The organism is Proteus penneri (genome assembly GCF_003144535.1).
GTDB lineage: Bacteria > Pseudomonadota > Gammaproteobacteria > Enterobacterales > Enterobacteriaceae > Proteus > Proteus penneri.
In genome coordinates this window covers 115,959-141,548 of the sequence record NZ_PHFJ01000004.1, presented here as the reverse complement: position 1 = coordinate 141,548, position 25,590 = coordinate 115,959, and the positions used below count along the sequence as shown (strand labels likewise).

The 25,590-nt window shown below is 35.2% G+C and carries 22 protein-coding genes and 3 pseudogenes; 16 read left to right on the top strand and 9 right to left on the bottom strand.

Going from position 1 to position 25,590, the window contains the following annotated elements; translation table 11 throughout:
* Positions 1-28 precede the first annotated feature (28 nt).
* Together CUB63_RS07210 and CUB63_RS07205 are read right to left on the bottom strand one after the other, a co-directional pair.
* The gene (locus CUB63_RS07210) at positions 29-904 is read right to left on the bottom strand and encodes a T3SS regulon anti-activator ExsD domain-containing protein (RefSeq protein ID WP_109847767.1); all 876 of its coding nucleotides are present in this window, start codon (positions 902-904) and stop codon (positions 29-31) included.
* Between the two features lie 84 nt (positions 905-988).
* Positions 989-1,825: a helix-turn-helix transcriptional regulator gene (locus CUB63_RS07205; RefSeq protein WP_109847766.1), complete on the bottom strand. Its 837-nt coding sequence runs from the start codon at positions 1,823-1,825 to the stop codon at positions 989-991.
* A 1,197-nt stretch (positions 1,826-3,022) separates the two neighbouring features.
* Here CUB63_RS07205 and CUB63_RS07200 point away from each other — a divergent pair.
* A complete protein-coding gene (locus CUB63_RS07200; RefSeq protein WP_232240024.1) occupies positions 3,023-3,538 on the top strand; it encodes a bactofilin family protein in 516 nt (171 codons plus the stop codon).
* An 81-nt stretch (positions 3,539-3,619) separates the two neighbouring features.
* Entirely contained in the window at positions 3,620-4,177 is a 558-nt protein-coding gene (locus CUB63_RS07195) for a GNAT family N-acetyltransferase (RefSeq protein ID WP_109847764.1), read from the top strand.
* On the opposite strand, the gene CUB63_RS07190 is transcribed toward CUB63_RS07195, so the two are convergent.
* A complete protein-coding gene (locus CUB63_RS07190; protein ID WP_109847763.1) occupies positions 4,155-4,505 on the bottom strand; it encodes a nitrous oxide-stimulated promoter family protein in 351 nt (116 codons plus the stop codon). The genes CUB63_RS07195 and CUB63_RS07190 overlap by 23 nt on opposite strands.
* A gap of 179 nt (positions 4,506-4,684) precedes the next feature.
* Between CUB63_RS07190 and CUB63_RS07185 the strand changes: the two genes are divergently transcribed.
* Positions 4,685-4,930 (top strand): DinI-like family protein, encoded by a 246-nt coding sequence (locus tag CUB63_RS07185; protein ID WP_072063330.1) that lies wholly within the window; start codon positions 4,685-4,687, stop codon positions 4,928-4,930.
* A 122-nt stretch (positions 4,931-5,052) separates the two neighbouring features.
* Here the strand turns inward: CUB63_RS07185 and CUB63_RS07180 are convergent, their stop codons facing one another.
* Complete coding sequence (locus CUB63_RS07180; protein WP_006533650.1) at positions 5,053-5,292, bottom strand: YecH family metal-binding protein; 240 nt, start codon at positions 5,290-5,292, stop codon at positions 5,053-5,055.
* A 115-nt stretch (positions 5,293-5,407) separates the two neighbouring features.
* Positions 5,408-5,623 carry a DUF465 domain-containing protein gene (locus CUB63_RS07175; protein ID WP_006533649.1) on the bottom strand — a complete coding sequence of 72 codons (216 nt, stop codon included), beginning with the start codon at positions 5,621-5,623 and terminating at the stop codon, positions 5,408-5,410.
* Positions 5,624-5,875: 252 nt separating this feature from the next.
* Here CUB63_RS07175 and eco point away from each other — a divergent pair, with 252 nt between their 5' ends.
* Positions 5,876-6,367, top strand: coding sequence for a serine protease inhibitor ecotin (gene eco / locus CUB63_RS07170; RefSeq protein ID WP_109847762.1), 492 nt, complete (start codon positions 5,876-5,878; stop codon positions 6,365-6,367).
* Between the two features lie 90 nt (positions 6,368-6,457).
* Here the strand turns inward: eco and CUB63_RS07165 are convergent, their stop codons facing one another.
* Positions 6,458-6,895 (bottom strand): universal stress protein, encoded by a 438-nt coding sequence (locus CUB63_RS07165; RefSeq protein WP_006533647.1) that lies wholly within the window; start codon positions 6,893-6,895, stop codon positions 6,458-6,460.
* A gap of 534 nt (positions 6,896-7,429) precedes the next feature.
* On the opposite strand from CUB63_RS07165, the gene CUB63_RS07160 reads away from it, so the two are divergent.
* Entirely contained in the window at positions 7,430-8,344 is a 915-nt protein-coding gene (locus CUB63_RS07160; RefSeq protein ID WP_072063491.1) for a cation diffusion facilitator family transporter, read from the top strand.
* A 72-nt stretch (positions 8,345-8,416) separates the two neighbouring features.
* Here CUB63_RS07160 and CUB63_RS07155 read toward each other — a convergent pair.
* A pseudogene (locus CUB63_RS07155) lies at positions 8,417-9,375 on the bottom strand (NAD(P)-dependent oxidoreductase).
* Between the two features lie 577 nt (positions 9,376-9,952).
* Here CUB63_RS07155 and galE point away from each other — a divergent pair.
* From galE to CUB63_RS07105, 10 genes and pseudogenes are all read left to right on the top strand, one after another.
* Positions 9,953-10,969: a UDP-glucose 4-epimerase GalE gene (gene galE, locus CUB63_RS07150; protein WP_109847761.1), complete on the top strand. Its 1,017-nt coding sequence runs from the start codon at positions 9,953-9,955 to the stop codon at positions 10,967-10,969.
* 49 nt (positions 10,970-11,018) lie between these two features.
* Positions 11,019-12,074 carry a UDP-glucose--hexose-1-phosphate uridylyltransferase gene (locus CUB63_RS07145; protein WP_109847760.1) on the top strand — a complete coding sequence of 352 codons (1,056 nt, stop codon included), beginning with the start codon at positions 11,019-11,021 and terminating at the stop codon, positions 12,072-12,074.
* Positions 12,075-12,209: 135 nt separating this feature from the next.
* Entirely contained in the window at positions 12,210-13,370 is a 1,161-nt protein-coding gene (galK, locus tag CUB63_RS07140) for a galactokinase (RefSeq protein WP_109847759.1), read from the top strand.
* A complete protein-coding gene (gene galM, locus CUB63_RS07135) occupies positions 13,370-14,440 on the top strand; it encodes a galactose-1-epimerase (RefSeq protein ID WP_109847758.1) in 1,071 nt (356 codons plus the stop codon). Before galK ends, galM begins: the two co-directional genes overlap by 1 nt.
* 183 nt (positions 14,441-14,623) lie before the next feature.
* A complete protein-coding gene (locus CUB63_RS07130) occupies positions 14,624-15,637 on the top strand; it encodes a substrate-binding domain-containing protein (RefSeq protein ID WP_109847757.1) in 1,014 nt (337 codons plus the stop codon).
* A gap of 319 nt (positions 15,638-15,956) precedes the next feature.
* Positions 15,957-17,591 carry a sodium/sugar symporter gene (locus CUB63_RS07125; RefSeq protein WP_072063323.1) on the top strand — a complete coding sequence of 545 codons (1,635 nt, stop codon included), beginning with the start codon at positions 15,957-15,959 and terminating at the stop codon, positions 17,589-17,591.
* A gap of 255 nt (positions 17,592-17,846) precedes the next feature.
* A pseudogene (locus CUB63_RS07120) lies at positions 17,847-19,887 on the top strand (IreA family TonB-dependent siderophore receptor).
* Between the two features lie 115 nt (positions 19,888-20,002).
* A complete protein-coding gene (locus tag CUB63_RS07115) occupies positions 20,003-20,860 on the top strand; it encodes an alpha/beta hydrolase (RefSeq protein ID WP_229096483.1) in 858 nt (285 codons plus the stop codon).
* 392 nt (positions 20,861-21,252) lie between these two features.
* Complete coding sequence (locus tag CUB63_RS07110) at positions 21,253-22,422, top strand: MFS transporter (RefSeq protein ID WP_109399814.1); 1,170 nt, start codon at positions 21,253-21,255, stop codon at positions 22,420-22,422.
* A gap of 173 nt (positions 22,423-22,595) precedes the next feature.
* A pseudogene (locus CUB63_RS07105) lies at positions 22,596-23,214 on the top strand (DUF1287 domain-containing protein).
* A gap of 466 nt (positions 23,215-23,680) precedes the next feature.
* Here CUB63_RS07105 and CUB63_RS07100 read toward each other — a convergent pair.
* On the bottom strand, positions 23,681-24,064 hold the full coding sequence (locus CUB63_RS07100) for a YkgJ family cysteine cluster protein (RefSeq protein ID WP_072063318.1): 384 nt from the start codon (positions 24,062-24,064) through the stop codon (positions 23,681-23,683).
* Between the two features lie 403 nt (positions 24,065-24,467).
* Positions 24,468-24,812: a DMT family protein gene (locus CUB63_RS07095; RefSeq protein WP_006533623.1), complete on the bottom strand. Its 345-nt coding sequence runs from the start codon at positions 24,810-24,812 to the stop codon at positions 24,468-24,470.
* A gap of 288 nt (positions 24,813-25,100) precedes the next feature.
* Here CUB63_RS07095 and umoC point away from each other — a divergent pair, with 288 nt between their 5' ends.
* Positions 25,101-25,505, top strand: a complete 405-nt coding sequence (gene umoC, locus CUB63_RS07090; protein WP_109847756.1) for a lysozyme inhibitor LprI family protein — start codon at positions 25,101-25,103, stop codon at positions 25,503-25,505.
* Positions 25,506-25,590: the final 85 nt, after the last annotated feature.

Below are 25,590 nucleotides of genomic sequence, written 5' to 3'. Positions count from 1 at the left end.
TTTTATTTAGAGAAGAGCTGAAATTTTATTATCGCCATAAATACTCATCGTTCTTTAAGCAAAGTTCTCTTTCTAGCAACCAATCTTTTAATTTTTGACAATTTTTAGGATGTTCTGGAATACTGTTTAAAATCTTCCATAATGGTTTTATTAATTCAGAATTCGGTGTTATTTTTTGGATGTAATCTAAAGTATTATTAATTTCAATATTAAAGACAGGTTCATTTTTCCAATTATCGAGGAGAAACTGGATATTACTCTGTAATAAGTCATCAATAACAATTAGTCTGGCTTTATCCGCATTAAGTTTAATATTTATATCATTTAAAGATAAAAAAGAATCACTTTTATTTGATAGTTGTTTTTCTTCAAATAACTTAATATTTTCACACTGCTTAATTTGAAGCTCAAGTTCTCTTTTTGTGTCATAAAGCGTGAAAAGCTGAGGTGTAATGTGTTGAACCCACCACATAAAAAGTGGTTTTATTACAGCTTGAATTAAACGCATATGCTCATTGATATTGACCGTTGCTTTTAACGATTTATCCCAATCCGCCAGTGTTATTGTTGAATATGGTTGCTCTGCATGAAAATGATTTGCGAAATTAATAACATCACGTATATCTTCTTTAGATATAACAACAAAGCAGTATTTCTTTCGTAAAAACCAAGTGGACTGTAATAAACTGTCTAAGCTTTCACGGCATAAAACCCGAGCTAGTATTTTTATTTGTTGTTCATTAATATCACATGTAGTAATAGTGTTTTTATTCGAGCGGAAAGAAAACTGTAGATCAAACAAGTTATCTACAGTTTCTTCATTATTTGATGCCATTATCTTTTTTAATAGGGCTAAATAGCCATAATAATGGGCTTTGGTACTATATATATTTTCTTTTATCACGATATACAATTCACGTATAAGAATAGATTTCAAGTATTCTAACTATAAATTGCTTTTAGATATTATGATATTCGGTCGGATTTTTTATAATTTTGATCTGATATTTCTCGCTTTACTTGGCGTCATATTAAAACGACGATGATAGCTTTGTGTAAAGTATGATTGGCTTGAAAAACCTGATTCCATTGAGATATCAACAATACTCATTTCTGTGGTCAGCAGTAGTTGGTGTGCGTAAATAATTCGTCTTTCACAGATCCATGTTCTTGGTGAAGTACCATAAACATGACTAAAAAGCTCTTTAAACGTTGTTAATCCCATTCCAAACTCTCGAGCAAATTGTTTGAGCTTCCAATTTTTTAAATGATTTTTTTCCATAAAAATCTTTAAGCGATCAACTTGACGATGGCTAAGTTGACGAAATAACGCCATTAAGTCAGAACCTTGTTCAGTTGAAAGCAATAGAACTAAAAGCTCTTCAATGCGTAATTGAGTGAAAGTTTCAGGACAAGATTGAGCAGTAAGATATTCAAAGCCATTACTACAAAACTGAATGAGAGGTGAGTTTTGAAAACAAATAAAGGCTCGAGAAAACTCTTCATCTCTTTCTATTTGGCACAAGATATCGTTATGCTTAGACATGAAGTTTCTTAAGAAGTCATCAGAAATAGGGATATAAATAATATCGCTAGGCTCTGCGCCTTGAGTTTTTATTGTATAACTACCTTGTTGTAGAAAAAGAACTTGGTTTTCATTAATTGTCACTGTGTCAGTACAATTTTGTAATATAAGTGCATTCTTTCTTATAAGAAAGATCGCTTTTTGTTCATTTTCTAATATTTGATATTGTGGATAAAAATAAGATTTTTTTTGAATAGTACAATTATATTGCTCGGTTTTGTCACACTGTATTGTATTCATTTTTCGCCCAAAAAATATTATATAAGTATCACTGCATTTTTATAAAGATAAATATCAGAATATTTATAAAAACACTTCTTTATTATTGAATGTTATTAAAAATAAAAAAGAGACTATTTTCTTTAATTTGATGTGGTTTTTTTTTAGATATTAGGCATTGCATTTTGTTTTGTTAATTTAAGATAAGTCATTTTGTTAATTTAATGACATTCCTTATAAATTGCAAAAAGAAATTAAATACGGATAAATTTTTTCTTTGAGGCGCTCAGTAATAGTATGAGTATTAATGTAATTAATAATTTACGCTTTTTATAAATTTAAATAAAACCCATATATAACAATTAGTTGATTTTGATTATTTCTTTACAGTGTAAAAAAATAATAAATGCATTTAAAATGCAAAATTTATTATAAATGCTAATTCGTAGTAATTATGAAAAATAGTTGTTAAATAAATTTTAAAAAATCAAGCGAGGAACATAACTATAAAGAAGATCAAAATTGAAAAAATAAATAATAATATTAAGTTATATTAACCACTGTTACTATAACGTTGTTTCTATATAATATAAAACAAGCCATAAACCATAAAATAGTACACAAAAAATTTATTATTTGTTTATTTGCTTTGTTTTTATCGTTTGTTTTTATTGTTTGTGTGATCAATGTCTCGTATTTTTTTTGATAAATTTTAGATAGAGTTAATTTGAGATATTGAATTTTTTTGAATGAACTTTTGTGAAAATATGGATTTAGGTGTTAAATGTTAATTTTTAATGAAAAATATTTATCCAAATAAGCTGATAATTATTACGATTTATTTACATTGCGCGTAGATTGTTAAAATAGTGTGTTTTATCTCCTAATTTAATTAAGCTAAATTTTATTTTGTTCAAGGAACAAATCAAAAAACTAAAAGGTAATAATAGGCTTATTGCCGGCATTATGCTTGCCGTTTGTTTATTAGAATGGTGAATGCATAAGTGTATTTATTGTCAGGGAGGTAAAAGGATATAGCTAATTATGGATAATAAGCGAACACTGCGAAATATTATATTCAGTGGGATATGGATAATTTGGACTCTTGCCTTAATTGCCTTTTGGCGTTATCAAATGGCGGGTGAATTTTTGATTATTCTAATCCTAATTTTTAGCATTATTATTTATTCTATAACGTTGAGGTTAAAAAAGGCCGCTATGTTTAGTCGTAAAACTGAAACACCAAAAGCAGCAGAGCCTGTTGCACCAGTAGTAACAGAAGAGAAAAAACCGATGCCAGAGCAAAAACTATACACCATTATTGCGAAAGGAACGGTATTCCAAGGCGATATTAATGTTGATGGCGATATTCAAATTTGGGGTAAAGTTGCTGGTAATATTAATGTTAAAGATGGCGTTATTCGTGTTATGCATGCGGGGCAAGTTGAAGGTGAATTAACTGCACCTGATATTATTATTGATGGTTTTGTAAAAGGTATCTGCGCTGCAAATAATTTAGATATCTTAGAACATGGCGAGTTACGTGGTACTAGTCGTTGTGGCAGTATGTCTATTAAGCGTGGCGGTATTTTTACTGGGCAATCAGAGCAAGTTGAACATCAAGCAAAATCAGTAGCTCAACAACGCGTTGTTTCAATAAAAGAAAGCTCTAATGCAAATAAAGATAAAGTTGTTGCTCCAGTAGAAAATCAACTAAAAGAAAACAAAAAATAAAGTACCATTTTTCTTTTCATTGTTCGTTACTTATCCTATTTTATCGCTATTGTCTTAATTTTATATAAACAGAGAATAACGATGAATTTAGAGACTCCCAGGCTACACCTAAGAGAATGGCGTGAAAGCGATAAAGCGCCATTTTTTTCTGAAATCAACTCTTCACCTGAAGTGATGCGTTATTTTCCTTGCACTTTATCTCGATTAGAAAGTGATAGTATGGTTGATATTATCCGTGAAAAATTTATTCAACAAAATGGATGGGGAATGTGGGCTGTTGAATTAAAAGAGACTCAAGAATTTATTGGTTTTGTTGGGTTAAATATTCCGGTAGCGCCTTTACCATTTAATCCCTGCGTAGAAATTGGTTGGCGAATTGCGAAAAAGTTTTGGCGAAAAGGTTATACCTATGAAGTGGCTTTAGCTGTATTTAAATTTGCTTTTGAGACATTGGGGTTAGAAGAGGTTGTTGCTTTTACTGCAGTTTCAAACCTTCCATCTCAAGGTGTAATGCAGAAACTTGGTATGCATCAATCTGATCATTTCTTTCATCCATCATTAGATAAAACACATCCTCTAGCTGAGCATGTTTTATACCGTTTGAAGAAATCTGATTTTACTTTTCAGTTGAACGAATAGTACGCTTTTTTTCAGGAAGTGGTGGAACAGGTTTTTTATCATCAATAAGGTGACGTATTGCTAAAATTGGATGATAAATTAACATTCGTGGACCAGCCCAACGCATGATTTGTTTCATTGTTTCTCGCTTAGCGGGTTGATAACAATGAATAGGGCATTGTTTACAGGCCGGTTTATCTTCACCATAACGACATTTATCTAACCGGTTGTAGGCGTAATCGATTAATTGTTGATAATAATCTGAGTCAGTTTTAGGGTGCGAATGAGCATAAAGGTGAACCATTTTTTGAATAGTTTTTTTCTCACGATTTATTCTTTTTCCTGACATGTCTTTCTCTCTTAGCAATATGTTGTATTTATTATGCATGTTATCATTGAGTCAATAGAGATGCTAAAATATTATGTAATGCATAATGATAAAAATTTTTATCAAAAAGACTTTTCTTTTTTCTTAGAATATACTACTGTATTTATATACAGTTTATTTGCCTTTAAATGGTGAAACCAATGCGTGTGGAAATTTTATTTAATAAACAATCTAAGATAACTGACTCCTTATTTCCGCTCTTAGAACACGAACTGAGAAAAAAGATCACTCCAGAATATCCAGATATGCAGTTTCGTATCGCCTTTAGTAGCATGAACTCGATTCAAGTTACGGGCATAAAAGATGAAACTAAGCATGAACACATAATGGAACTTATTCAAAGTGTTTGGGAAGATGATGGTTGGTTACAAATAGACGATGAATAAAATGTAGTAAATAAAGTAATAACGATTGCCAGAACGAATTGGCTTTTTACTTGTTTATATAAAAAAGCCAATGACATAGAAAAGGAAATCACTGGCAATCTAACTTTAACACTGTATGTCTATCAATGATGACAAATCTTATTTTCACTTGTTGTAAATCCCCCCTCTGCAGGAATAAATTTACCTTTCCTTTCTAAGAAATCAACTAATTCAGTCGCTGTCATATTTTCAGCTGAGCAAGTATGAAAACGTGAGTCATCGCCGAATTGTTTATGGATAGCATCAATTAGTGATAATTTAGTGAATGTCATTTCTGAAGAAAGGATCATTTGCAAAACTTCATGACCATGTATTGATGACATAGTGAGTGAGCCCTTAAAAAAACAAAAGATATATTAATTATGCATCTTTATGATGTGGTATCTTTGTTTTTAATCATAAAAAGCGATGATAATAAATCATCGCTTAAAAAGAGCCTTATTTTTCACTTCGTTGAAGTATTTTTTGCATTTCATCTTTGAGATGAAGTTTTTCTTTTTTTAGTTTGGCAACTTCATCATTATAGCCAGCTCCGTTAGGGCCTTCTAATTTAGCAATTTCTTGGTCGAGTCGATGATGTTTATCGTAGAGAGCTTCAAAGCGGGGATCACTATTTCTTAATTGAGAAACAAGGGATTGTTGATCTGAGAACATATAACCTCCTATGAAAAGAAATTGGGTCTCTATTTCAGTATAATCATAGATAGCTTATCTGCACGGCGATGTATCACAAATTTACATTTCATGAAAAAACGTGATTTTTCTTTTTAAAACATTCAGAATTATCCACTCATAGTACTATTTACTAAGATGTTAGCATTCAAGCACTAAAAATATTAGTATTCAGATAACGAGCAATAAAAACATCTGACTAATTTTATTAACGGCGAAGTGTTCGCTGTAAAAATGGAGAGAGTGATGAACAAAGTAATATTATCTTTAGTAGCAGCAATGTCTTTATCTGCGTGTGCACAAGCTACTGACAGTTTAGATAAAGTTGCGCCTTATCCTAAGGCTCAAGAAAATCAAGTTCGTCATGTTATTGAGTTAGAGAAAAAAGATAATGAAAGCAATTATCAGGTTGAATTAATTATCGGTAAAGAACTTAAAGTAGATTGCAATCATCAGTGGTTTGGTGCGGATTTAGATGAAAAGAATTTAGAAGGTTGGGGTTATAGCTATTATGTTGTTGGTGATTTAAATGGCCCAATGTCTACAATGATGGGATGCGCTGACAATACGAAAAAAGATGCCTTTGTACAGGCTAATATAGGATCAGGTGCTTTCATCCGTTATAACAGCAAATTACCTATTGTTGTTTATGCGCCAAAAGATGTTGATGTGAAATATCGTATTTGGTCAGCGGCTGAGACTACTCAAGATTCTGTGAAAAAATAACAGCCAGCCCTATTTAGGATAGATCTTCATTTACTAAAAAGCCCTTTGTTGTTGAGACAAAGGGCTTTGTTGCGATTTAAAAGCTAAATATTAACGTATAACTAAAACTGACATTTTGGCATGGCGTACAATTGATGATGCTGTTGAACCTAATAAATAAGAGGAAACATTAGGTCTATGTGAGGCAATCGCAATTAAATCAGCATCAATGTGGCGGGCATATTCTAAAATTTCATCTTTTGCATTACCAACACCCACATTACATATAATTTGCTCATCAGGAATTTTTGCATCTTTGATCATTTCTTGTAGTGCAACAAAAGCAAGGCGAGTACGCTCTGACGAATCTTTGAATTTTTCAGGAATAGCGGCAAACTCGATACCAAAGAAAAGTTCAGCATTAGGTATAACGGTGAGGAAGTGGATCTCAGGTTTACCCACCTTTGCTATTTGTTCAATGTGAGTGATTAGTTCCTGAGAAAGTTCATCTTCTAAAATATCAATGGGAACTAGGATTTTCTTATACATTACAAACCTCACTTAGCGTTAGTTTAAAATAATTACTATTATCTCCTAATAGTAAAAAATAGCTGTGATCTGTGTTTTAAATAAGAGTGAGAATGATTATTTACTACTTTATAGTATTAAGCATTAAAAATTAAAAATAGTCTAAAATAATATTAGAAATATAATCAAAATAAGTTATACACCTTAACTTGTTGACAGGAAAGCAATTAATAAAGTCGTATTAAAAACTAAATTTTCTTTTTCTCATTAAAAATAGAAGATGCATAAAAGAATGATTATCAATTATATTATTGTTTTGTATCTATAAGATTTTATTAGTAAAAATAAGAGACAGAAAGATTTAAATATGGCATATTAATAGGTAATGACATCTCAATATGATGTTTGGACAGCAATCTTAGTCCCTAAACTGGATTGTTATTCAGAGTCGTCCTTTATTCTCACCAATGAGTTATGGAACCTGAAATAACCTGTGGAACTCTATTTATCTATGGCAATAGAGTAGGCTATTTAAAACCAAATAAGATTATTATTATGACACATAATCACATTGATGATATTGAGTTGGCTCGGGCTGATAATAAGCAGTCTGAAAAATTTAAGGCAGCTAAAAAAAGTACGTTAGTGAGTGTTTTTGTCAATATCATTTTATCCATTTGGCAAATTACAGTGGGCTTTTTCTCACATTCTCAAGGTTTAATTGCTGATGGTATTCACTCACTTTCTGATCTTATTGCTGACTTTGTTGTTTTAATTGCCAATAAAGGTAGTCAGAAAAAACCGGATGCAGACCATCCTTATGGGCATTTTCGTTATGAAAACGTGGCATCACTTATTCTTGGGGTTATTTTATTAATTGTGGGTTTAGGGATGGTGTTTTCAGCCATTCATAAAATTTTAGATCCATCTACTATTCCAGAAGTTCATAGTGTTGCTTTATATGTGGCTTTACTTGCATTAGCGGCTAAAGAAGGATTATTTCGCTATATGCTTGCTGTTGCAAAGAAAGTCGACTCAAATATGTTAGTCGCAAATGCTTGGCATGCACGTTCTGATGCTGCTTCTTCATTAGTTGTTGCGATTGGTATTATCGGAAGTTTGGCTGGATTTAAATTTTTTGACCCATTAGCTGCATTAATTGTCGGATTATTTGTTGGTCGTATGGGATGGCGTTTTACTTATCAAGCTCTACAAGATTTAATGGACAGAGGCGCTGATGAAGAAACGCTGGAAGAGATCAAACAGGTACTGGTTTCAACACCGGGTGTACAAGGTGTTCATGATTTAAAGACGCGTCGTTCTGGTGATTATTTACTTGTAGATGTACATCTTGAAATCAGAGGTGATCTCACAGTCAATGAAAGTCACGAAATTGTTGTTAATGCACGTAATAATGTTTTGCAAAATAAACAGATCTTGAGTGTAATGGCTCACGTTGATCCTGCTTAAATTAAATTGAACAACTAATAAAAAAGGTAATGATAGATTTTCATTACCTTTTTTGTACTTTAAATGACTACTTTAAAAATTGACGCAGTTTTCTTTTACTTGATTACTTAGCGCTGCAATCAGATTATCTACGGCACATTCCGCCATCGCATAGCGAGTCTCTTTTGTTGCAGAGCCGATATGCGGAACAGCAACCACATTCTTCATTGTTAATAAAGGTGAACATGAAGATAAAGGCTCTTTTTCAAAAACATCCAGTCCAGCACCTGCGATCTCTTTTTGTTCTAATGCACTGATTAGTGCCAATTCGTCCACTACAGCTCCGCGCCCTGCATTAATTAAATAAGCATCAGATTTCATCATCAAAAATTGTTTTTCCCCATTAAATGATGCGTTTCTGGTGTTAATGGCAACGTGATACAAACGAAATCAGATTGCTGTAATAAGGCCTCTAAAGAGCAATGCTTTGCTGCAAATTTATTGTTTGCTTCTGTATGTTCCGTTCGTGAGTGATAAAGAATATTCATATTAAAACCAAAGTGCGCGCGCTGAGCTAAGGCTTTGCCTATTCGCCCCATGCCAATAATACCCATAGTTTTATGATGAACATCGGTGCCGTACCAATCAGGAGTGATACTTTTAACCCATAAACCTTGTTTAACATTATCAGCAAGTTCAGGAATACGTCTTGCTACAGCAAGGACTAACCCCATCATGGTATCTGCAACAGTGTCTGTTAATACAGTTGGAGTATGCATTAGTTTAATATTACGTTTGGTGAGTGCATTAACGTCAACATTATCATAGCCTACAGAAACCGTTGAAACGGCTTTTAAATGAGGTGCTTGGTTAATAAAATTTTCATCGATATTGCCACCTGCACCGAGTAATCCAGAGGCATTAGCAAGTGCTAAACGGAAGTCATTAGAGTCTAAAGAGAGCGTTTTAAATTGTCTGATATCAGCAAAATCAGATAGTTTGTTGTACAGTTTTTCGGGCAGATCTTGGTAGAGCAAGACAGTCGGTTTCATTATGTTCTCCATACTCGATACTCGTCATACTTCAAATCACAGCGTTGTTGACTGCGTTCATTCGCACTAGTCTCACATACTACTGTATGCTCCTAGCGACTCATTTACTTGTCGCCTAGCTACACCTTGAATTATTTAGCGTATATATTCAATGTGTTTATTAATGGTGACTATTGTATGTAGTCGTTGACCCGTTTTTCTCCGAATTATTTAAAGGGGAGTGTTCTTACTCCGCTTAAACATATTAGCGGAGAAGTTAATAAGGTATGATAAAACCCATTGAATGTCAGTCTTATCATGTAATTCACTGATTAATTGAAATGTAACCGTTTACTTTAAGTGGGTGTTTATTTTAGAGATAAATAGGTGGAATGTATTATGTATTTTATTAACTTACTGTAATGCAATCCTAAATTAAGATGTTGTATTAAAATTTAAAGCGTATCAAAAGAGTGTAAACGTTTACACTAAATGTCGGTTTGATCACGAAATGATTTTGTGGATCTTGCTAAACTCTGTGTCAGTGAACAGAAACCGTCTTGCGCTTTTCCTTTGAATTGAATCAAAAGAGGTGAATGTGGAAATATTAGTAACGGGTGGTATGGGATATATCGGTAGTCATACTTGCGTACAAATGATCGAAGCGGGAATGACACCGATTGTTTTAGATAACCTTAGCAATGCGAATGAAGAAGTACTTAATCGTGTTGAAGCCTTAACAGGTAAACGCCCTCTGTTTTATAACGGTGATATTCGTGATGGCCAGCTATTAGCATCAATTTTTGCGAAGCATTCTATTCAGTCTGTTATTCATTTCGCGGGATTGAAAGCGGTCGGTGAATCTGTTCAGAAGCCAATCGAGTATTACGATAACAATGTTAATGGCACATTGGTGCTAGTGCGTTGTATGCGTGATGCGGGCGTAAAAAGCATTATTTTTAGCTCATCTGCAACCGTTTATGGTGATCCTCAAACGGTTCCTATTACTGAAGATTCGCCAGTAGGAGGGATAACTAACCCTTATGGCACCAGTAAATATATGGTTGAGCGTATTTTATCTGACTTATTTGTTGCTGATGAAAGTTGGTCTATTAGTTTGCTGCGTTATTTTAACCCAGTAGGAGCGCATCCATCAGGTACGATGGGCGAAGATCCTAAAGGTATTCCAAATAACTTAACCCCTTATATTTCTCAAGTGGCAATTGGTCGTCGTGAACAAGTCGCTGTTTTTGGTAATGATTACCCAACAAAAGACGGTACAGGTGTTCGCGATTATATCCACGTTATGGATCTGGCTGATGGTCATATCGCAGCATTAAATGAATTAGGTAAAAAAGCGGGCTTACATATTTATAATTTGGGAACAGGTAATGGTACTAGTGTGATTGAAATGATTGAAGCATTTCGTAAAGCTAGCGGTAAACCTATTCCTTATCAATTACAAGCTCGTCGTCCTGGTGATATTGCAGAATGTTGGTCAAGCCCAGCAAAAGCAGAGAAAGATTTACATTGGAAAGCTATTCGTTCAATTGATGATATGGCTGCGGATGCTTGGCGTTGGCAGTTACAAAACCCAAATGGTTATCTGAAATAAGATTTAAAGTAAGTATTCAGATAATCTTGAATAAATAAGAGAGAAGGTTATGTCGAAACTGATTTTTGATCCTGTTGAACATCCTCATCGTCGTTATAATCCGCTAACGGGTCAGTGGATTTTAGTTTCACCACATAGAGCGAAACGACCTTGGAATGGTAAAGATGAAAAGCCTCAGATTGCGACACTTCCCTCTTATGATCCGCATTGTTATTTGTGTCCAAATAACATCCGTGTTTCCGGTGATAAGAATCCCGATTACACAGGAACGTATGTCTTTAATAATGACCATTCTGCGTTGTTGCAAGATGAATATGATGCTAAGCCTTCATCAAACCCTTTATTTCAAACTCAAACAGTAAGAGGTATTAGTCGAGTTGTCTGTTTCTCGCCTGATCATGGAAAAACGATCCCTGAATTGCCCGTCAGTAGCTTACGTAAAATTGTTGATACTTGGGATAACCAAATAAAAGAGCTCAGTAAAGAATACCTTTGGGTTCAAGTCTTCGAGAATAAAGGCGAAACGATGGGATGCTCTCAACCTCATCCTCATGGACAGATTTGGGCGAGTGATTTCTTGCCTAATGAATTAGCGCGAAAAGATACGCAATTAAAATCTTATTTTGAAAAATATGGACGCAATCTATTAATCGATTATGTTGATGCTGAATGTAAAGATGCAAGTCGTACCGTAGTTGAAACAGAACATTGGCTGGCAGTAGTGCCTTATTGGGCTTCTTGGCCTTATGAAACGATGTTGTTACCTAAAGTGCATATTCGAAGAATGAGTGAATTAAATAGTGCTCAACGAGATGATCTTGCTATTGCAATGAAAAAATTAACCAGCCGTTATGATAATTTATTCCATTGTTCTTTCCCTTATTCAATGGGATGGCATTTTGCGCCTTCTTTTAAAGATGAGAGAAATATCGATCACTGGCAATTACATGCGCTTTACTATCCGCCACTATTACGTTCAGCCACTGTACGTAAATTTATGGTGGGATATGAAATGCTGGCAGAATCACAAAGAGATCTAACGCCAGAACAAGCCGCGAATAATTTACGTCAAGTAAGTGATATTCATTATAAAGAGCAACATTAATGATCTGCGATATAGCAAGGTATTTTAATTAATCTGCTTTTTATTGAGCACGAAATAAATTAAATCAAACATCTCATTATTTACATAATGATGTGATGGGGTTTCTATTACTTAATTTTAAGCTAAGGATTTATTATGCAGGCACTTATTAATAATGTGACTCGTTCATTTTCAACTATTTTTGGTTACGCGCCTACACATTTTATTCAAGCGCCAGGTAGGGTAAATCTTATTGGCGAACATACTGATTATAATGATGGTTTTGTTTTACCTTGTGCAATTAATTATCAAATGGTCGTTGCAGCGGCAAGACGAGAAGATAATACTATCCGTGTCATTGCGGTTGATTACCAAAATGATGTTGATGAATTTAGCCTCGATAATACCATTGAGTTTTTACCTAATAAAATGTGGGCTAATTACGTTCGTGGTGTTATTCATTTTCTACAAAAAGATAACTACTCTTTTCATGGTATGGATATTGCGATATCCGGAAATGTCCCTCAAGGTGCTGGGTTAAGTTCTTCTGCTGCATTAGAAGTTGCCATTGGCCAAACGCTTAAAACACTTTATCAATTACCTATTAGCCAAAAAGAGATTGCATTAAATGGCCAAAAAGCAGAAAACCAATTTGTTGGTTGTAATTGTGGCATTATGGATCAGCTTATTTCGGCTTGTGGTGAAGAAAATCATGCACTATTAATCGATTGTCGCTCATTAGAAACGTCAGCGGTAACAATGCCCGAAAATATGGTTGTGATGATTATCAATACCAATAAAAAGCGTGGTTTAGTGGATAGTGAGTACAATACCCGTCGTCAACAGTGTGAAGAAGCTGCTCGTATTCTAAATGTGGCTGCATTAAGAGATGCCACATTAGATGATTTAGTTGCAAAAAAATCATTAATGAGCGAAGTGGTTTATCGTCGGGCACGTCATGTTATCACTGAAAATGATCGTACATTAGATGCTGCAGAAGCCTTACGCCATGGTGATTTAAGTACATTGAGTAAGTTAATGATGCAATCACATTTCTCAATGCGCGATGATTTTGAAATCACAGTTAAAGAGGTTGATTCATTGGTTGAAATCGTGAAATCGGTGATTGGTGATTGTGGTGGCGTAAGAATGACGGGTGGTGGATTTGGTGGTTGTGTCGTAGCATTAGTGACACCAGATTTAGTTGATAAAGTCATTGACTCTGTTAAGGCGCAATACGAAGCTAAAACGGGATTAAAAGAAACTATCTATGTCTGCTCTGCAAGCCAAGGAGCGGGCTATTCGGAGGCAAAATAATGGCGACTAATGAGCTTCGCTTTCTTGAACCTGAACAAATGACAGCACAACCTGCATCAGATGGAAAACCTGCACAAGTGGTCGTGCTTAAAAATCGTTTTGGTATGTCTATCTCTTTAATGGATATTGGAGCAACTTGGTTAACCTGTATTGTACCGGTTAATGGATATCGTCGGGATGTGTTATTAGGCTCTGCGGATATGAATGCCCATAAACAACAAACCGCGTATTTTGGCGCAACGGTTGGGCGTTTTGCTAATCGTATTGCAGGGGCTAAGTTTGTATTAGAGGGGCAAGAATATAAAATTAGTGCTAATGAGGGTAAAAATACCTTACATGGCGGTAAGCAAAACTTTAGCCATCTTCGCTGGGGGATCACGGCGCAATCTTCGCAATCTGTCACTTTTTCGCTGATTTCTAGTGATGGTGACCAAGGTTTTCCCGGTACGGTAAAAGTAAGTGTGACCTATACACTGACAGATAATAATGAAGTATGTATTGATTATCAGGCGATGAGTGATAAAACTACGCCATTAAGTTTAACTAATCATGCATATTTCAACCTTGCGGGCGAACACACTGAGCGCACCGCGCTTGAGCATGATTTAAAAATTTGTGCGACTCATTATTTAAAAAATGGTAAAGGCAATATTCCTACGGGTGAGTTTGCAAGCGTAGCTGGAACTGGGTTTGATTTTTGTAAATTAAAACGTGTTGGCCTTGATTTTATGGCAGATGAATGTCAAAAAGCCGCAAATGGTTACGATCATGCATTTATTTTAGATAAAAAAGCGATTGAGGATAAAAAGCCCGTTGCGACCGTTATTGCCCCTGAAGGCGAACTTAAAATGGATGTTTTTACAACCATGCCTTCTGTCCAATTCTATACAGGTAACTTTCTGGCAGGAACAAGAGGAAAGAGTCGCCATTACGGTAATTACTCAGGATTGGCATTAGAAACACAATATTTTCCAGATGGCCCTAATCATCCTGAATGGCATGAAAACCAAGGTGTTTTACCTGCCAATACAGCGTGGAATAGCCAAACAATCTATAAGTTTTACTCGTAATAACAAAAGGAAAGTGTAAACGCTTTCCTTTTCACTATTTATTTGATCTTTTTACTTTTTAAATTTCACTTCTTCGCTGATAATCAAGCCACTTAAATTCTATTATTCTCTTTTTTCTTTGTTTGTAGATTAACGGCTCGTTATTTCTTAACCATGAATAAAGGTGATCCATAAGGAGTGGATATGGCGACTATCAAAGATGTAGCGAAAGAAGCGGGTGTTTCTGTCGCGACGGTATCTAGAGTCATCAATAACTCGCCGAAAGCAAGTCAAACATCTATCGAAACCGTTAATGCAGCGATGCAAAAACTGGGCTATCGACCTAATGCGGCAGCAAGGGCGTTGGTTAGTCAAAGTACGCAAACTTTGGGGGTTTTAGTGCATGACGTTTCTGATCCCTTTTTTGGTACACTCGTTAAAGCGGTTGATAACGTTGCAAGACAATCAGGGAAACACATCTTAGTCTGTAATGGTTATCATGATGCTCAAGATGAGCGACAAGCTATTGAGTTATTGATTAATAGCCGCTGCGATGGCCTTGTTATTCATTCAAAAGCCCTCTCTGATGAAGAGTTACTGGCTTATGCGTATGAAGTTAAAAGCATGGTATTGATTAACCGTTTTATTCCTGAAATTGCCGAACGTTGTGTCGCTTTAGATAATTATAAAGGGGCATGGATGGCAACCGAGCATCTTATTCGTCAAGGGCATACTAAAATCGCGTATATTTCATCTACTCATCATATTGAAGATACAACTCAGCGCCTTGCTGGTTATAAAGCTGCATTAGAAGCTAATAATATCTCATTGCCTGAAAGCTATATTGAGTATGGCGAGCCGGAAGGTGAAGGGGGAGAAAAAGCCATGATGCATTTGCTAACAAAATCAATTGATTTTACAGCAGTAGTGACTTACAACGATTTTATGGCCGCTGGGGCTTTATCTGTTCTTGATGAAAATGAAATCCCTGTACCTGAAAAAATCTCAGTTATTGGCTTTGATGATGTCTTAATTGCACGCTATATTCACCCTCGTTTAACCACGGTGCGTTATCCTGTACAAATGATGGCAGAGCAAGCCGCAACACTTGCTATCAGGCTTTCTAAAGGTGAAATCCTCGAACAAAAACAACGTATTTTTTCACCCACATTAGTTCAACGTAATTCTGTTTTTAATCTTAGTCACCTCTCTAAATAACCTTATTTACTTTTTAATCTAGTCTATCCTCTTAATGGTTTTCACATTAAGAGGTCAAACTTAATTAACCTGTGTAATCGTTATCATTTTAAGGCCTTTTTAAACGATTATTTGAGAGTCTGAAATTTATTAAATAAAGCTATCATTGTATTTTAAGCTTAAATTTTGCTTTGCTCGCCATGGTAATCGTTTGTTTTCTTATTTTGTGATCCATTTACGTAACATAAGCGATAAATTTGTGAACGGAGTAACGGAAAAAGATTGTGAAAACGTTTACATTGAAAATCTACTCTCTCTATGGGTCTGAAAGGAAAATATTATGCATACAGAAGGTGTTGGATTAAGCACAATAGACTATGCAATTTTTGCCCTCTATGTCGTCATCATTATTAGTCTAGGATTGTGGGTTTCTCGTTCAAAGGATGGTGAGAAAAAAGGAACAAAGGATTATTTCTTAGCAGGTAAAACCCTTCCTTGGTGGGCAATTGGTTCTTCGCTTATTGCCGCGAATATTTCAGCAGAACAATTTATTGGTATGTCAGGTTCTGGTTTCTCCATTGGTCTTGCTATCGCCTCTTATGAATGGATGGCAGCGCTGACATTAATTATTGTTGCTAAATACTTTTTACCTGTCTTTATCGAAAAAGGTATTTATACCATTCCAGAATTTGTCGAGAATCGCTTTAAAAGCCGTAACTTAAAAACCATTCTTGCCGTGTTCTGGTTGGCATTGTTTATCTTTGTTAACTTAACATCGGTACTTTATTTAGGTTCATTGGCATTAGAAACCATCTTAGGTGTACCAATGATGTATGCCATTATTGGTTTAGCATTATTTGCGGTTATCTATTCACTTTATGGTGGACTTTCTGCTGTTGCATGGACAGACGTAGTACAAGTGTTCTTCCTTATCCTTGGTGGTTTATTTACCTCGGTATTAGCGGTCAGCTATATCGGTGGTGATGGCGGGATCATGGAAGGCTTAAGCAAAATGACACAAGCCGCGCCAGATCACTTTAAAATGATCTTAGAAAAAGATAACCCGCAGTTTATGAACTTACCGGGTATCGCTGTGCTAATTGGTGGTTTATGGGTTGCTAACCTTTATTATTGGGGCTTTAATCAATATATTATTCAGCGTGCCTTAGCTGCTAAATCTATCAATGAAGCACAAAAAGGACTCGTGTTTGCTGCATTCTTAAAATTAATTGTTCCTGTTCTTGTGGTTGTTCCGGGAATTGCTGCATTTGTTATTACAACTAACCCTGAATTAATGGCGGGCTTAGGGACAATGGCACAAGCGCATATTCCAACGTTGTCACAAGCAGATAAAGCCTATCCTTGGTTAACTCAGTTCTTACCAGTAGGTGCAAAAGGTGTTGTTTTTGCTGCACTTGCTGCTGCAATAGTTTCATCTTTGGCCTCTATGCTTAACTCTATCGCGACTATCTTCACGATGGATATTTATAAAGAATATGTCGGGCCTAAAGCTTCTGAAACGCGTTTAGTGAATGTGGGGCGTATCAGTGCGGTTATTGCTCTGATTATTGCTTGTTTTATCGCACCATTATTGGGTGGTATCGATCAGGCATTCCAATATATTCAAGAATATACTGGCTTAGTAAGTCCAGGTATTTTAGCTGTATTCCTATTAGGCTTATTCTGGAAAAAAACAAACGCAAAAGGTGCGATTATTGGTGTGGTCTTATCTATACCGTTTGCTCTATTCCTAAAATTAATGCCTTTAGGTATGCCATTCCTTGATCAAATGATGTACACCTTTATGTTTACAACCGTCGTGATTGGTTTAGTGAGCTTAACCTCAACGAAAACAGATGACAGCGTAGGGGCGATTACATTAACAGATAAAACCTTTAAAACACAAAGCGGATTTAACATCGCTTCCTATGCCATCATGGTCATATTATGTGTGCTTTATGCTGTGTTCTGGTAATAACAGTGTGATGATTTGTTGATCCGTTAAATCTATAAATATCCTACAAAAGAAGAAAGCAGAGGGTTAATACCTTCTGCTTTTTTTATGTTTGAATTGTTTACAAAGAGGTCTAGCGAAAATGGTGCTGATTTACTTTGATACAGATTAAAAAAAAACACCAAATATGAAAAGAAAATCATTCTCATGAATATTTGATTAAGTTAATATTAATCATTCTCATTACTATAACTGTTATCAATTCAGGGAACCACTATGAACTTTAAAATGGGTGTTTTAACAGCCTGTATTTTATCTGCCTCTTACCCGCTGTATGCACAAGAAAATAAAGAAGAGAAACTTGTTGTATCAGCATCAGGGTTTGCTCAACAAATTACAGATGCACCAGCAAGTATCACCGTGATTAGCAAAGAACAACTCGCAAAAAAACCGGTTCATGATTTAGCCGATGCCGTAAAAGGTGTTGAAGGTGTTAGCATTAACGGTAATGCCAACAAACAAGAAATCACGATGCGTGGTTTGCCGGGTGAATACACACTTATTCTTGTTGATGGTCGCCGTCAAAATAGCCGCGAGTCGCGCCCAAATGGGAGTGGTGGTTATGAAGGTGGCTTTATTCCACCCGCAGATGCGATTGAACGAATAGAAGTGATTCGTGGACCCATGTCATCTCTGTATGGTTCAGATGCAATGGGTGGTGTTATCAATATCATCACTAAACCAGTAACAAAAGAGTGGCATGGCTCTGTTGCACTTGGCGGTACATTGCAACATAACCGTGATGCAGGTGATTCTATTAATGGTGATTTTTATCTTTCGGGGCCTTTAATTGAAGATAAATTAGGCCTACAGCTTTATGGCAGTAGCTACTTACGTGCAGAAGATAAAATCACTTATGGGCAAGGTCGTAATGACAATAAAAATATTACGGCAAAATTGGCATTCACACCGACTGATAATCAAACCATTTTATTAGAAGCAGGTCGTAATACGTTACAACGCACAACGACACCAGGTAAATCCATGAGTGAATTTACCAATCGTGGTGGGCGTCTTGATAAAAACAAGATGTTAGAAACCAATAATGATCGTAACCATTGGGCATTAACTTATAAAAATCAGTTTGATATTCTTCACTCTGAATTAAGTGTTTATCAAGAACAAACTAAACGTATTCAAAAAAACCGAAGCCGTTGATAAGGCGACGGGAAATAGCTATAAATATTACGAAGCTCGTCGCCCTGAGATCACTAATACCGTTTTTGATGCAAAATTTACCGCGTTTTTACCTTCAAATGTGATGACCTTTGGTGGTCAATATCAATATTCACGTTTAAAAGATGAATCGTCTCTTGGTGGCAAAGATATAAAACAATCGACCATTACGGCTGATCAAAAAGCGTTATTTATTGAAGATGAATATAGCGTTACGGATGATTTAGCATTGACGGGAGGTGTGCGTCTTGATGATCACGAGTATTACGGTAATCACTGGAGCCCAAGAGCCTATGCCGTTTATCATTTAACAGATGAATTGACTTTAAAAGGTGGTGTAGCGAAAGCCTTTAAAGCGCCAAGCCTGCGTGAAATCAGCCCAGAATATGGCACCTCAACCGATAAAGGCCATGCAATTATGTATGGTAATCGTGATTTAAAACCTGAAACTTCAGTTAGCCAAGAAATTGGTATTGGTTATGATAACGGGGATGGCGTTACTGCAAGTGTGACTTTCTTTAATACGGATTTTAAAGATAAGTTAACGAATTACAAAACTGCTGAGAAAGATCCAATCACTGGATTAGATTTATATCAGTATGACAATGTAGGAAAGGCGAATATTAAAGGAATTGAAACCGCGATTGGTTTCCCTATTGCTGAAAGCTGGCATATTAATGCGAACTACACCTATATTGATTCAGAACGTAAAAGTGATGACGAAAAGCTAGCTTCTGGTGAGTCATTAAAAGGATATCCACTAGATATGACGCCTAAACACAGTGCCAACGCGCGCGTGGATTGGCAGTTTGATGAAGCGACTAGTTTTTATGCCAATACCGCTTATACGGGCAAACAAATTTGGGCAGCACAACGAAATAGCCATTCAGGTGCACGTTATCGTAGTGGGTACACAACCTTTGATTTAGGGATGACTTACAACTTTAATAAAAATACCATGTTTAACTTCGCAGTATTAAATATTACAGATGAAACAGGGCCTGCTGTAAATGATAAAGGCGGTAACTGGGTAGTTGATGAAGGACGTCGTTATTGGGCGAATATTAAATATAGTTTCTAATTGAGCCTAAATTGAAATAAACCCCGTATTTTATATGGGGTTTATTTTTTATCACTTTCTATTATTTTCAGTTTAACTGTTCACCTTTTTATATTACTGACAGAGTATCTGATTTATGCGAATACTAATGTTATGTGGAATGATTATGTTATCTGCGGTTGCTCAAGCTAGACCTAACCAAGAAGTGCCTAAAATTGAAGAACAAGCACAATCTTATTATCAAATCACACAAAAAGAAGTGGCATATGAAGGAAAGCAATATCGTCTCTTTCTTGCTATTCCTAAAAATACCACTAAGGCAGCGCTCATTTATAGTGTTGATGGAAATGCGCAGTTTCCATTGATGATAAACGAAGCTATAAAGCAGAAAAATAAACCGCTACCTGCAATTATTAGTGTGGGGTATGTGGGTGATAAAGCTTATTTTATTACAGAGAGAACGCATGACTATACGCCGAGTGTAAAAGGAGAGGCATTTAATCAAGGCGGAAATGCAGAGAGTTTTTATCATTTTATCCTAATGCAAGTCAGGCCTTATGCGTTTGAACAACTCGCGAAAGAGAATATTTCAGTTACCCAGCAATCTCTTTTTGGTCACTCTTTTGGCGGTGTATTTACGCTATATGTTTTATTTAATCATCCAGAAACGTTTCAACGTTATATAGCAGCAAGCCCTTCTTTATGGTGGGGAAATGGTGAGTGGGTAAAAAAAGAGCAATGGCAAGCTATTCCTGATGATATTTCTATTACAATAACGCTAGGTGAAAAAGAAGAAAAACCAGATTTAAGTAAATTAAGTGAAGAACAACAAAAGAATTATCAAGAACGTAGTAGTTGGTTAACGCAACGCCAGTTATGCCAATATTTATTGGATGAAGGAAAACAGTGTAAATTTTATCTATTTGAAGGTAAAGGCCATGGTGGTTCAATCCCTGATGCCATAAATATTGCTTTAGAAAAAAGTGCAGAATAAACAAAAGTATCTCTTTATTTTTAGCTATCCTATAGGGCGATAATAGGATAGCTATAAGTATTTCTTATTTTACTGAATACGTATTTATCCGTAATGATTTTAATAAAAAAGGTTTATCTTTTTATTAAAATAAATATTTTAATCAAGCTATTTATTTTTTGTAGGAAAAGACGATAATTGTGAGTGATATAAATAAAATTGTTTGTTGGCATTAGATTTTATAATTTTATTTATGGCAGTTTAAGCGTTATATTCGCGTCTCCTAAATTTAGGGACGCCATCCACTGTTTTCACCTTTGTTTCTTTTATCTTTCCTAGATAAAAGAACCGCCTCTATCTGGCATCGAGAAAACAGCGCATCATCAACCGTTTTGATTGTGGAGACGAGGGTAGTGAAACAGCACACTACTTTGGTACGCAAAGGCGACAGTACATTAGTACCTGTGGCTGGGTTAACGGTATTTGCTATCGCGTCAGGCTATTTAATGAGTTTAATTCCGCTGTCTATGAGCAGTTTTGGAATGGATACACTCTATGCCAGTTGGTTAGCAAGTATTTATTTTATCGGATTATTAATAGGTTCAGTCATGATAGAACCTATTATTGCAAGAATAGGGCATCGTCTTTCTTTCGTTGTATTTTTATTATTACTGGCAGTGACTGTCGGTGTGTTGCCTTTCATGCCTTATTTATCAGCATGGATAATTTTCCGTTTTATTGGTGGTATGGCGGTCGCAGGGATATTTGTTGTTGTCGAGTCATGGCTATTAATTGGCGATAATCCTAAAGAGCGAGCTAAACGCTTAGGTTTTTATATGACCTCGCTTTATGGTGGCACAACATTAGGACAATTGGCAATTGGCGCAATTGGTACGCAAGGCGCTATCCCGTTTATGGCGATATTAGTTTTGTTATTAATCGCCGTATTACCGCCTCTGCTTTTTAAACAAGGGCAACCACAAGGACATGATCATAAAAGTTTGTCACTCAAGCAGATGAGCCGATTAAATAAAGCGGCTTTGGTGGGCTGTATGGTCTCTGGTGTGGTGATGGGCAGTATTTATGGCATGATGCCATTGGCTTTAAATCAAGGGCAATTTACAACAGACCAAATAGGTGTGTTGATGGCAGCAATTATTTTAGGAGGAATGGTGGTTCAGCCTATTATTAGCAAATTGTCTGTGATGATAAGTAAGACACTGTTATTAGCGATGATGTGTTTAGTGGGCGTTTTTGCCATGGGACTGACTTATCTTTCTAGCGATTATATGGTGCTTATTATTGCACTAGCGTTATTGGGAATGTCTTCTTTTGCACTTTATCCTATCGCTATTACATTGGCGTGTGATCATGTTAATGCAAGTTATATTGTCGCAATCACACAAGTAATGTTATTAAGTTATAGCATTGGTTCTGCCATTGGGCCTTTAGGCGCAGGAATGTTTATGGCTCAAGCTGCCAATAATGGCATTATGAACTTCTTCTTTGTGGTGTTATTAGTGACGGCGATTTATATGCTTTTTGCCAGTTTACGACGCAAAAGCCATATTGTGTTGAACTAACAATTTCTCTTAATTAGATCTCTTTCTCTTTTATTTTATTATCAGCCGAGCTAACTGTAAAAAGTCGCTCGGTTTTTTTATGTTATATTTAAAAATTAATTAAGATTCCACTTATATTTTTATACTGTATTTTATCAGTATAAACAGATCATCCAATCCCTTCTTTAAAGATAATGGATTTAACTTTTCATGGAGATTATATAATGAGAATAACGGTACTCAGCTTTTTGCTTTTATTGATTATTCCTTTTTCAAGTGCCAAAGCAATAACGGCAGAGCAAAATAAAAAGCTGGTGGAATATGCCACTGATTTACCAAGAGCCGTAATTTATGACTCAGATTATCGCAAAATAGATTACCCAAATGGTGATGTTCCTGCTTATAAGGGAGTTTGTAGCGACGTTATTATTCGTAGTTATCGTGGAATTGATATCGATCTACAAAAATTACTGCATGAAGACATTAAAGCACATTTTTCTGCTTACCCAAGTAAAAGAATGTGGGGATTGAATAAGCCTGATACGAACATTGATCACCGTAGAGTTCCCAATTTAGAAGTCTTTTTTACACGAAAAGGAAAAGTAAAGCCGATTACAAAAAATGCAGAAGATTATGTTCCAGGCGATATTATTAGTTGGCGCCTAGATAATGGGCGGCCTCATATTGGCATTGTAGTAAATAAAAAAAAGTTGGGACAATCAACGCTATCTCGTTATGCATAATATTGGATTTGGGCAAGTTGCTGAGGATGTCTTATTTTCATGGAAAATAACCGGGCATTTTACTTACTAAATAGGTAAGTGAGGAAAAATTGAGATGTTTAGTTTTTTATAAAAAATAGAATAAAAATAACAACAGTAAAAAATATAAAATTTAAAAAATAATGCCCATACTGATTTTATGTAAAGTATGGGCATTATTTCTGGGAAAGAATATTTTCATCAGAAATATTCATAATTATTCCTCTAAGCCACCGAGTAACATACTAACGACAGCAGTAGAACAGATAAAAGAAAGGAAAAGGATAAAAAAAGAGCTACTGATCATAATGCCCCCCAAGTTTGTTGCTTCTTTTAAATAAAAAACCTCACTAAATAAGAGTTATTAATTAATTCTCTTATATACTAGGTTATTTAAAAATAAAGTCAAACTAACGTGTTATTTAATAATGCTTTTTTGTTCTATTATTTTATTTTTTATAAAAAATGCATATTGGATAGTATTAAATGATCAGGAGGGGATTAACCCCTCTGATGTCTTACGCGCTGTGAGGCAATGTGATGTGAGTTAATGGCGGTAAACCATAAGCCGCTCTCGCACGATCGCAAGCTTCATTATGGATGCCATTTACCCAAGATTGTTGGAACTCACGGCAAGGAGAAGGGCGTTGCTCGTAGATAGAACAGCTTACACACTCTCCAACCTCACCAATCAGTTTGTCACAGCGTGGTTTTTTAGAATTTGTTCCTTTCATGCAAGAGAGAAAAGGCGTTAATGGCTCTGTTAGTTCATCAGGAACCACGCCTCCACCACTTACCATTTCAGCCCAATAGAACGAAACTCTAAAATAGGCGCAACAAGCACCACAATGCATACAGGGGTTATCCTGCATATAAATAAAATCGTTAGAATGTTTGCTCATACCAGATACCATTTTATCTGACGTTAAAGTGACAAAACGCACGTTCTAAGGGTGCGGTAGTTTAAGAGAAGCAAAAAAGACAGAGAAACGATGCTTCTCTTAGAGCAATCATTATGCGCTGAATGAAAAATATTTTTCAAGAGAAATATTTCTATATGTAGAGCGTATTTATTAAAAAACAGACTATTATTTTGGAAAAATTATCTAAATAGACTATATAACTTAATGGTAAGTGATGGTGTTATTTAACCCTCCGTAAAAACCACACTATAAATAGTATTAAAAGTAATCAAAAAGTTAAGTTTTGAATAAAAAAGCCTTATCAGTTTTGATAAGGCGATAATAAATAAGCGTAGATAATATGCTGAAAAGATGAGCTAACAATATCTATTAATTGGTTTTTCTAAAAAGGACCTTTAAAGATAAATAAAGCACCTGCACCAATTAAAAGAAAACCAATAAAGTGATTTAATGTAAAATTTTCTCCTAAATAAGTGACAGAAAAAATAGCGAAAATAGTTAATGTGATCACTTCTTGTATGGTTTTTAATTCTGCCGCACTGTAATAATTATGACCAATGCGATTTGCGGGCACAGCAAAACAGTATTCAACAAAGGCAATCAACCAGCTTAAAATAATGACAACAATAAGGGGTTTATTGCCATATTTTAGGTGTCCATACCAAGCAAATGTCATAAAAACGTTGGAAATGATGAGAAGAATAATGGGAGTGAATTTGTAGAGCATATTGGTGATACCACTGGTCGTTTTTAGTTAAAAATTGCCAATAAGAATGGTATGAGATTACTGCAAAAAAAGTGGATTTTCTATTGCTATACTAAGAAAAAAAACAGGTTTAAATTTAAAAGGCATTAATAATGTTTTTTTATAATTACTTGATTGAAATTTAAAGTTATCAAGTAATATGCGATATATCATTAAAATGATACTGTTCACACTAATAGATGTAATATTGGCTATTTTATACATTATGTTGAGCATAAATTTTATTATAAATATCTATAAGGAGTTCGTGTGAAGATAAGTTTATTTATGATCTTCTGTAGCTTACTGACAGTTAGTTTTTTTTCTTTGGCACAAAACAAATACGATCCTTTAGCAAAATGTTATGAAGTGACTGCAAACGAGCCAAGAACAGCAGTGCAAGCTTGTTTATTGGATGAGTTAAAACTGGCAGAACAGCAAATGAATGTCATTTATGACAAAAGTAAGAGTGATCTTGAAGATACTGATTCTATTGCAGCGAAAAGTGCCATTGATGCATTAGCCAGTTCTCAACAGCATTTTATTCAATTTAGAAGCGCTGAATGCCAACGACAATCTGCGTTACTAATGGGGGGAACGGGGGCAGGAGATGTTTTACTCGCATGTGAAATAAAATTGAATCAATGGAGAGCAAAAGTTTTATTAAATAATTAATTGGTAAACAATAGAGAAAACCCAAAAGCCATTAACTTATCTTTTGGGTTTGATTTAGGAGTCGATGATTGACTCAGACTGTTAG

What these genes read in the sequence shown, in the direction of transcription:
- CUB63_RS07165 (WP_006533647.1), bottom strand. Translation starts at nt 6,895, where the DNA reads ATGTATAAGAAAATCCTAGTTCCCATTGATATTTTAGAAGATGAACTT.
- CUB63_RS07100 (WP_072063318.1), bottom strand. Translation starts at nt 24,064, where the DNA reads ATGAGCAAACATTCTAACGATTTTATTTATATGCAGGATAACCCCTGT.
- CUB63_RS07190 (WP_109847763.1), bottom strand. Translation starts at nt 4,505, where the DNA reads ATGTCAGGAAAAAGAATAAATCGTGAGAAAAAAACTATTCAAAAAATG.
- CUB63_RS07095 (WP_006533623.1), bottom strand. Translation starts at nt 24,812, where the DNA reads ATGCTCTACAAATTCACTCCCATTATTCTTCTCATCATTTCCAACGTT.
- CUB63_RS07200 (WP_232240024.1), top strand. Translation starts at nt 3,023, where the DNA reads ATGTTTAGTCGTAAAACTGAAACACCAAAAGCAGCAGAGCCTGTTGCA.
- galK (WP_109847759.1), top strand. Translation starts at nt 12,210, where the DNA reads ATGCAGGCACTTATTAATAATGTGACTCGTTCATTTTCAACTATTTTT.
- eco (WP_109847762.1), top strand. Translation starts at nt 5,876, where the DNA reads ATGGAGAGAGTGATGAACAAAGTAATATTATCTTTAGTAGCAGCAATG.
- CUB63_RS07195 (WP_109847764.1), top strand. Translation starts at nt 3,620, where the DNA reads ATGAATTTAGAGACTCCCAGGCTACACCTAAGAGAATGGCGTGAAAGC.
- CUB63_RS07160 (WP_072063491.1), top strand. Translation starts at nt 7,430, where the DNA reads ATGACACATAATCACATTGATGATATTGAGTTGGCTCGGGCTGATAAT.
- CUB63_RS07115 (WP_229096483.1), top strand. Translation starts at nt 20,003, where the DNA reads ATGCGAATACTAATGTTATGTGGAATGATTATGTTATCTGCGGTTGCT.
- CUB63_RS07145 (WP_109847760.1), top strand. Translation starts at nt 11,019, where the DNA reads ATGTCGAAACTGATTTTTGATCCTGTTGAACATCCTCATCGTCGTTAT.
- galM (WP_109847758.1), top strand. Translation starts at nt 13,370, where the DNA reads ATGGCGACTAATGAGCTTCGCTTTCTTGAACCTGAACAAATGACAGCA.
- CUB63_RS07205 (WP_109847766.1), bottom strand. Translation starts at nt 1,825, where the DNA reads ATGAATACAATACAGTGTGACAAAACCGAGCAATATAATTGTACTATT.
- CUB63_RS07185 (WP_072063330.1), top strand. Translation starts at nt 4,685, where the DNA reads ATGCGTGTGGAAATTTTATTTAATAAACAATCTAAGATAACTGACTCC.
- CUB63_RS07175 (WP_006533649.1), bottom strand. Translation starts at nt 5,623, where the DNA reads ATGTTCTCAGATCAACAATCCCTTGTTTCTCAATTAAGAAATAGTGAT.
- CUB63_RS07125 (WP_072063323.1), top strand. Translation starts at nt 15,957, where the DNA reads ATGCATACAGAAGGTGTTGGATTAAGCACAATAGACTATGCAATTTTT.
- CUB63_RS07130 (WP_109847757.1), top strand. Translation starts at nt 14,624, where the DNA reads ATGGCGACTATCAAAGATGTAGCGAAAGAAGCGGGTGTTTCTGTCGCG.
- CUB63_RS07180 (WP_006533650.1), bottom strand. Translation starts at nt 5,292, where the DNA reads ATGTCATCAATACATGGTCATGAAGTTTTGCAAATGATCCTTTCTTCA.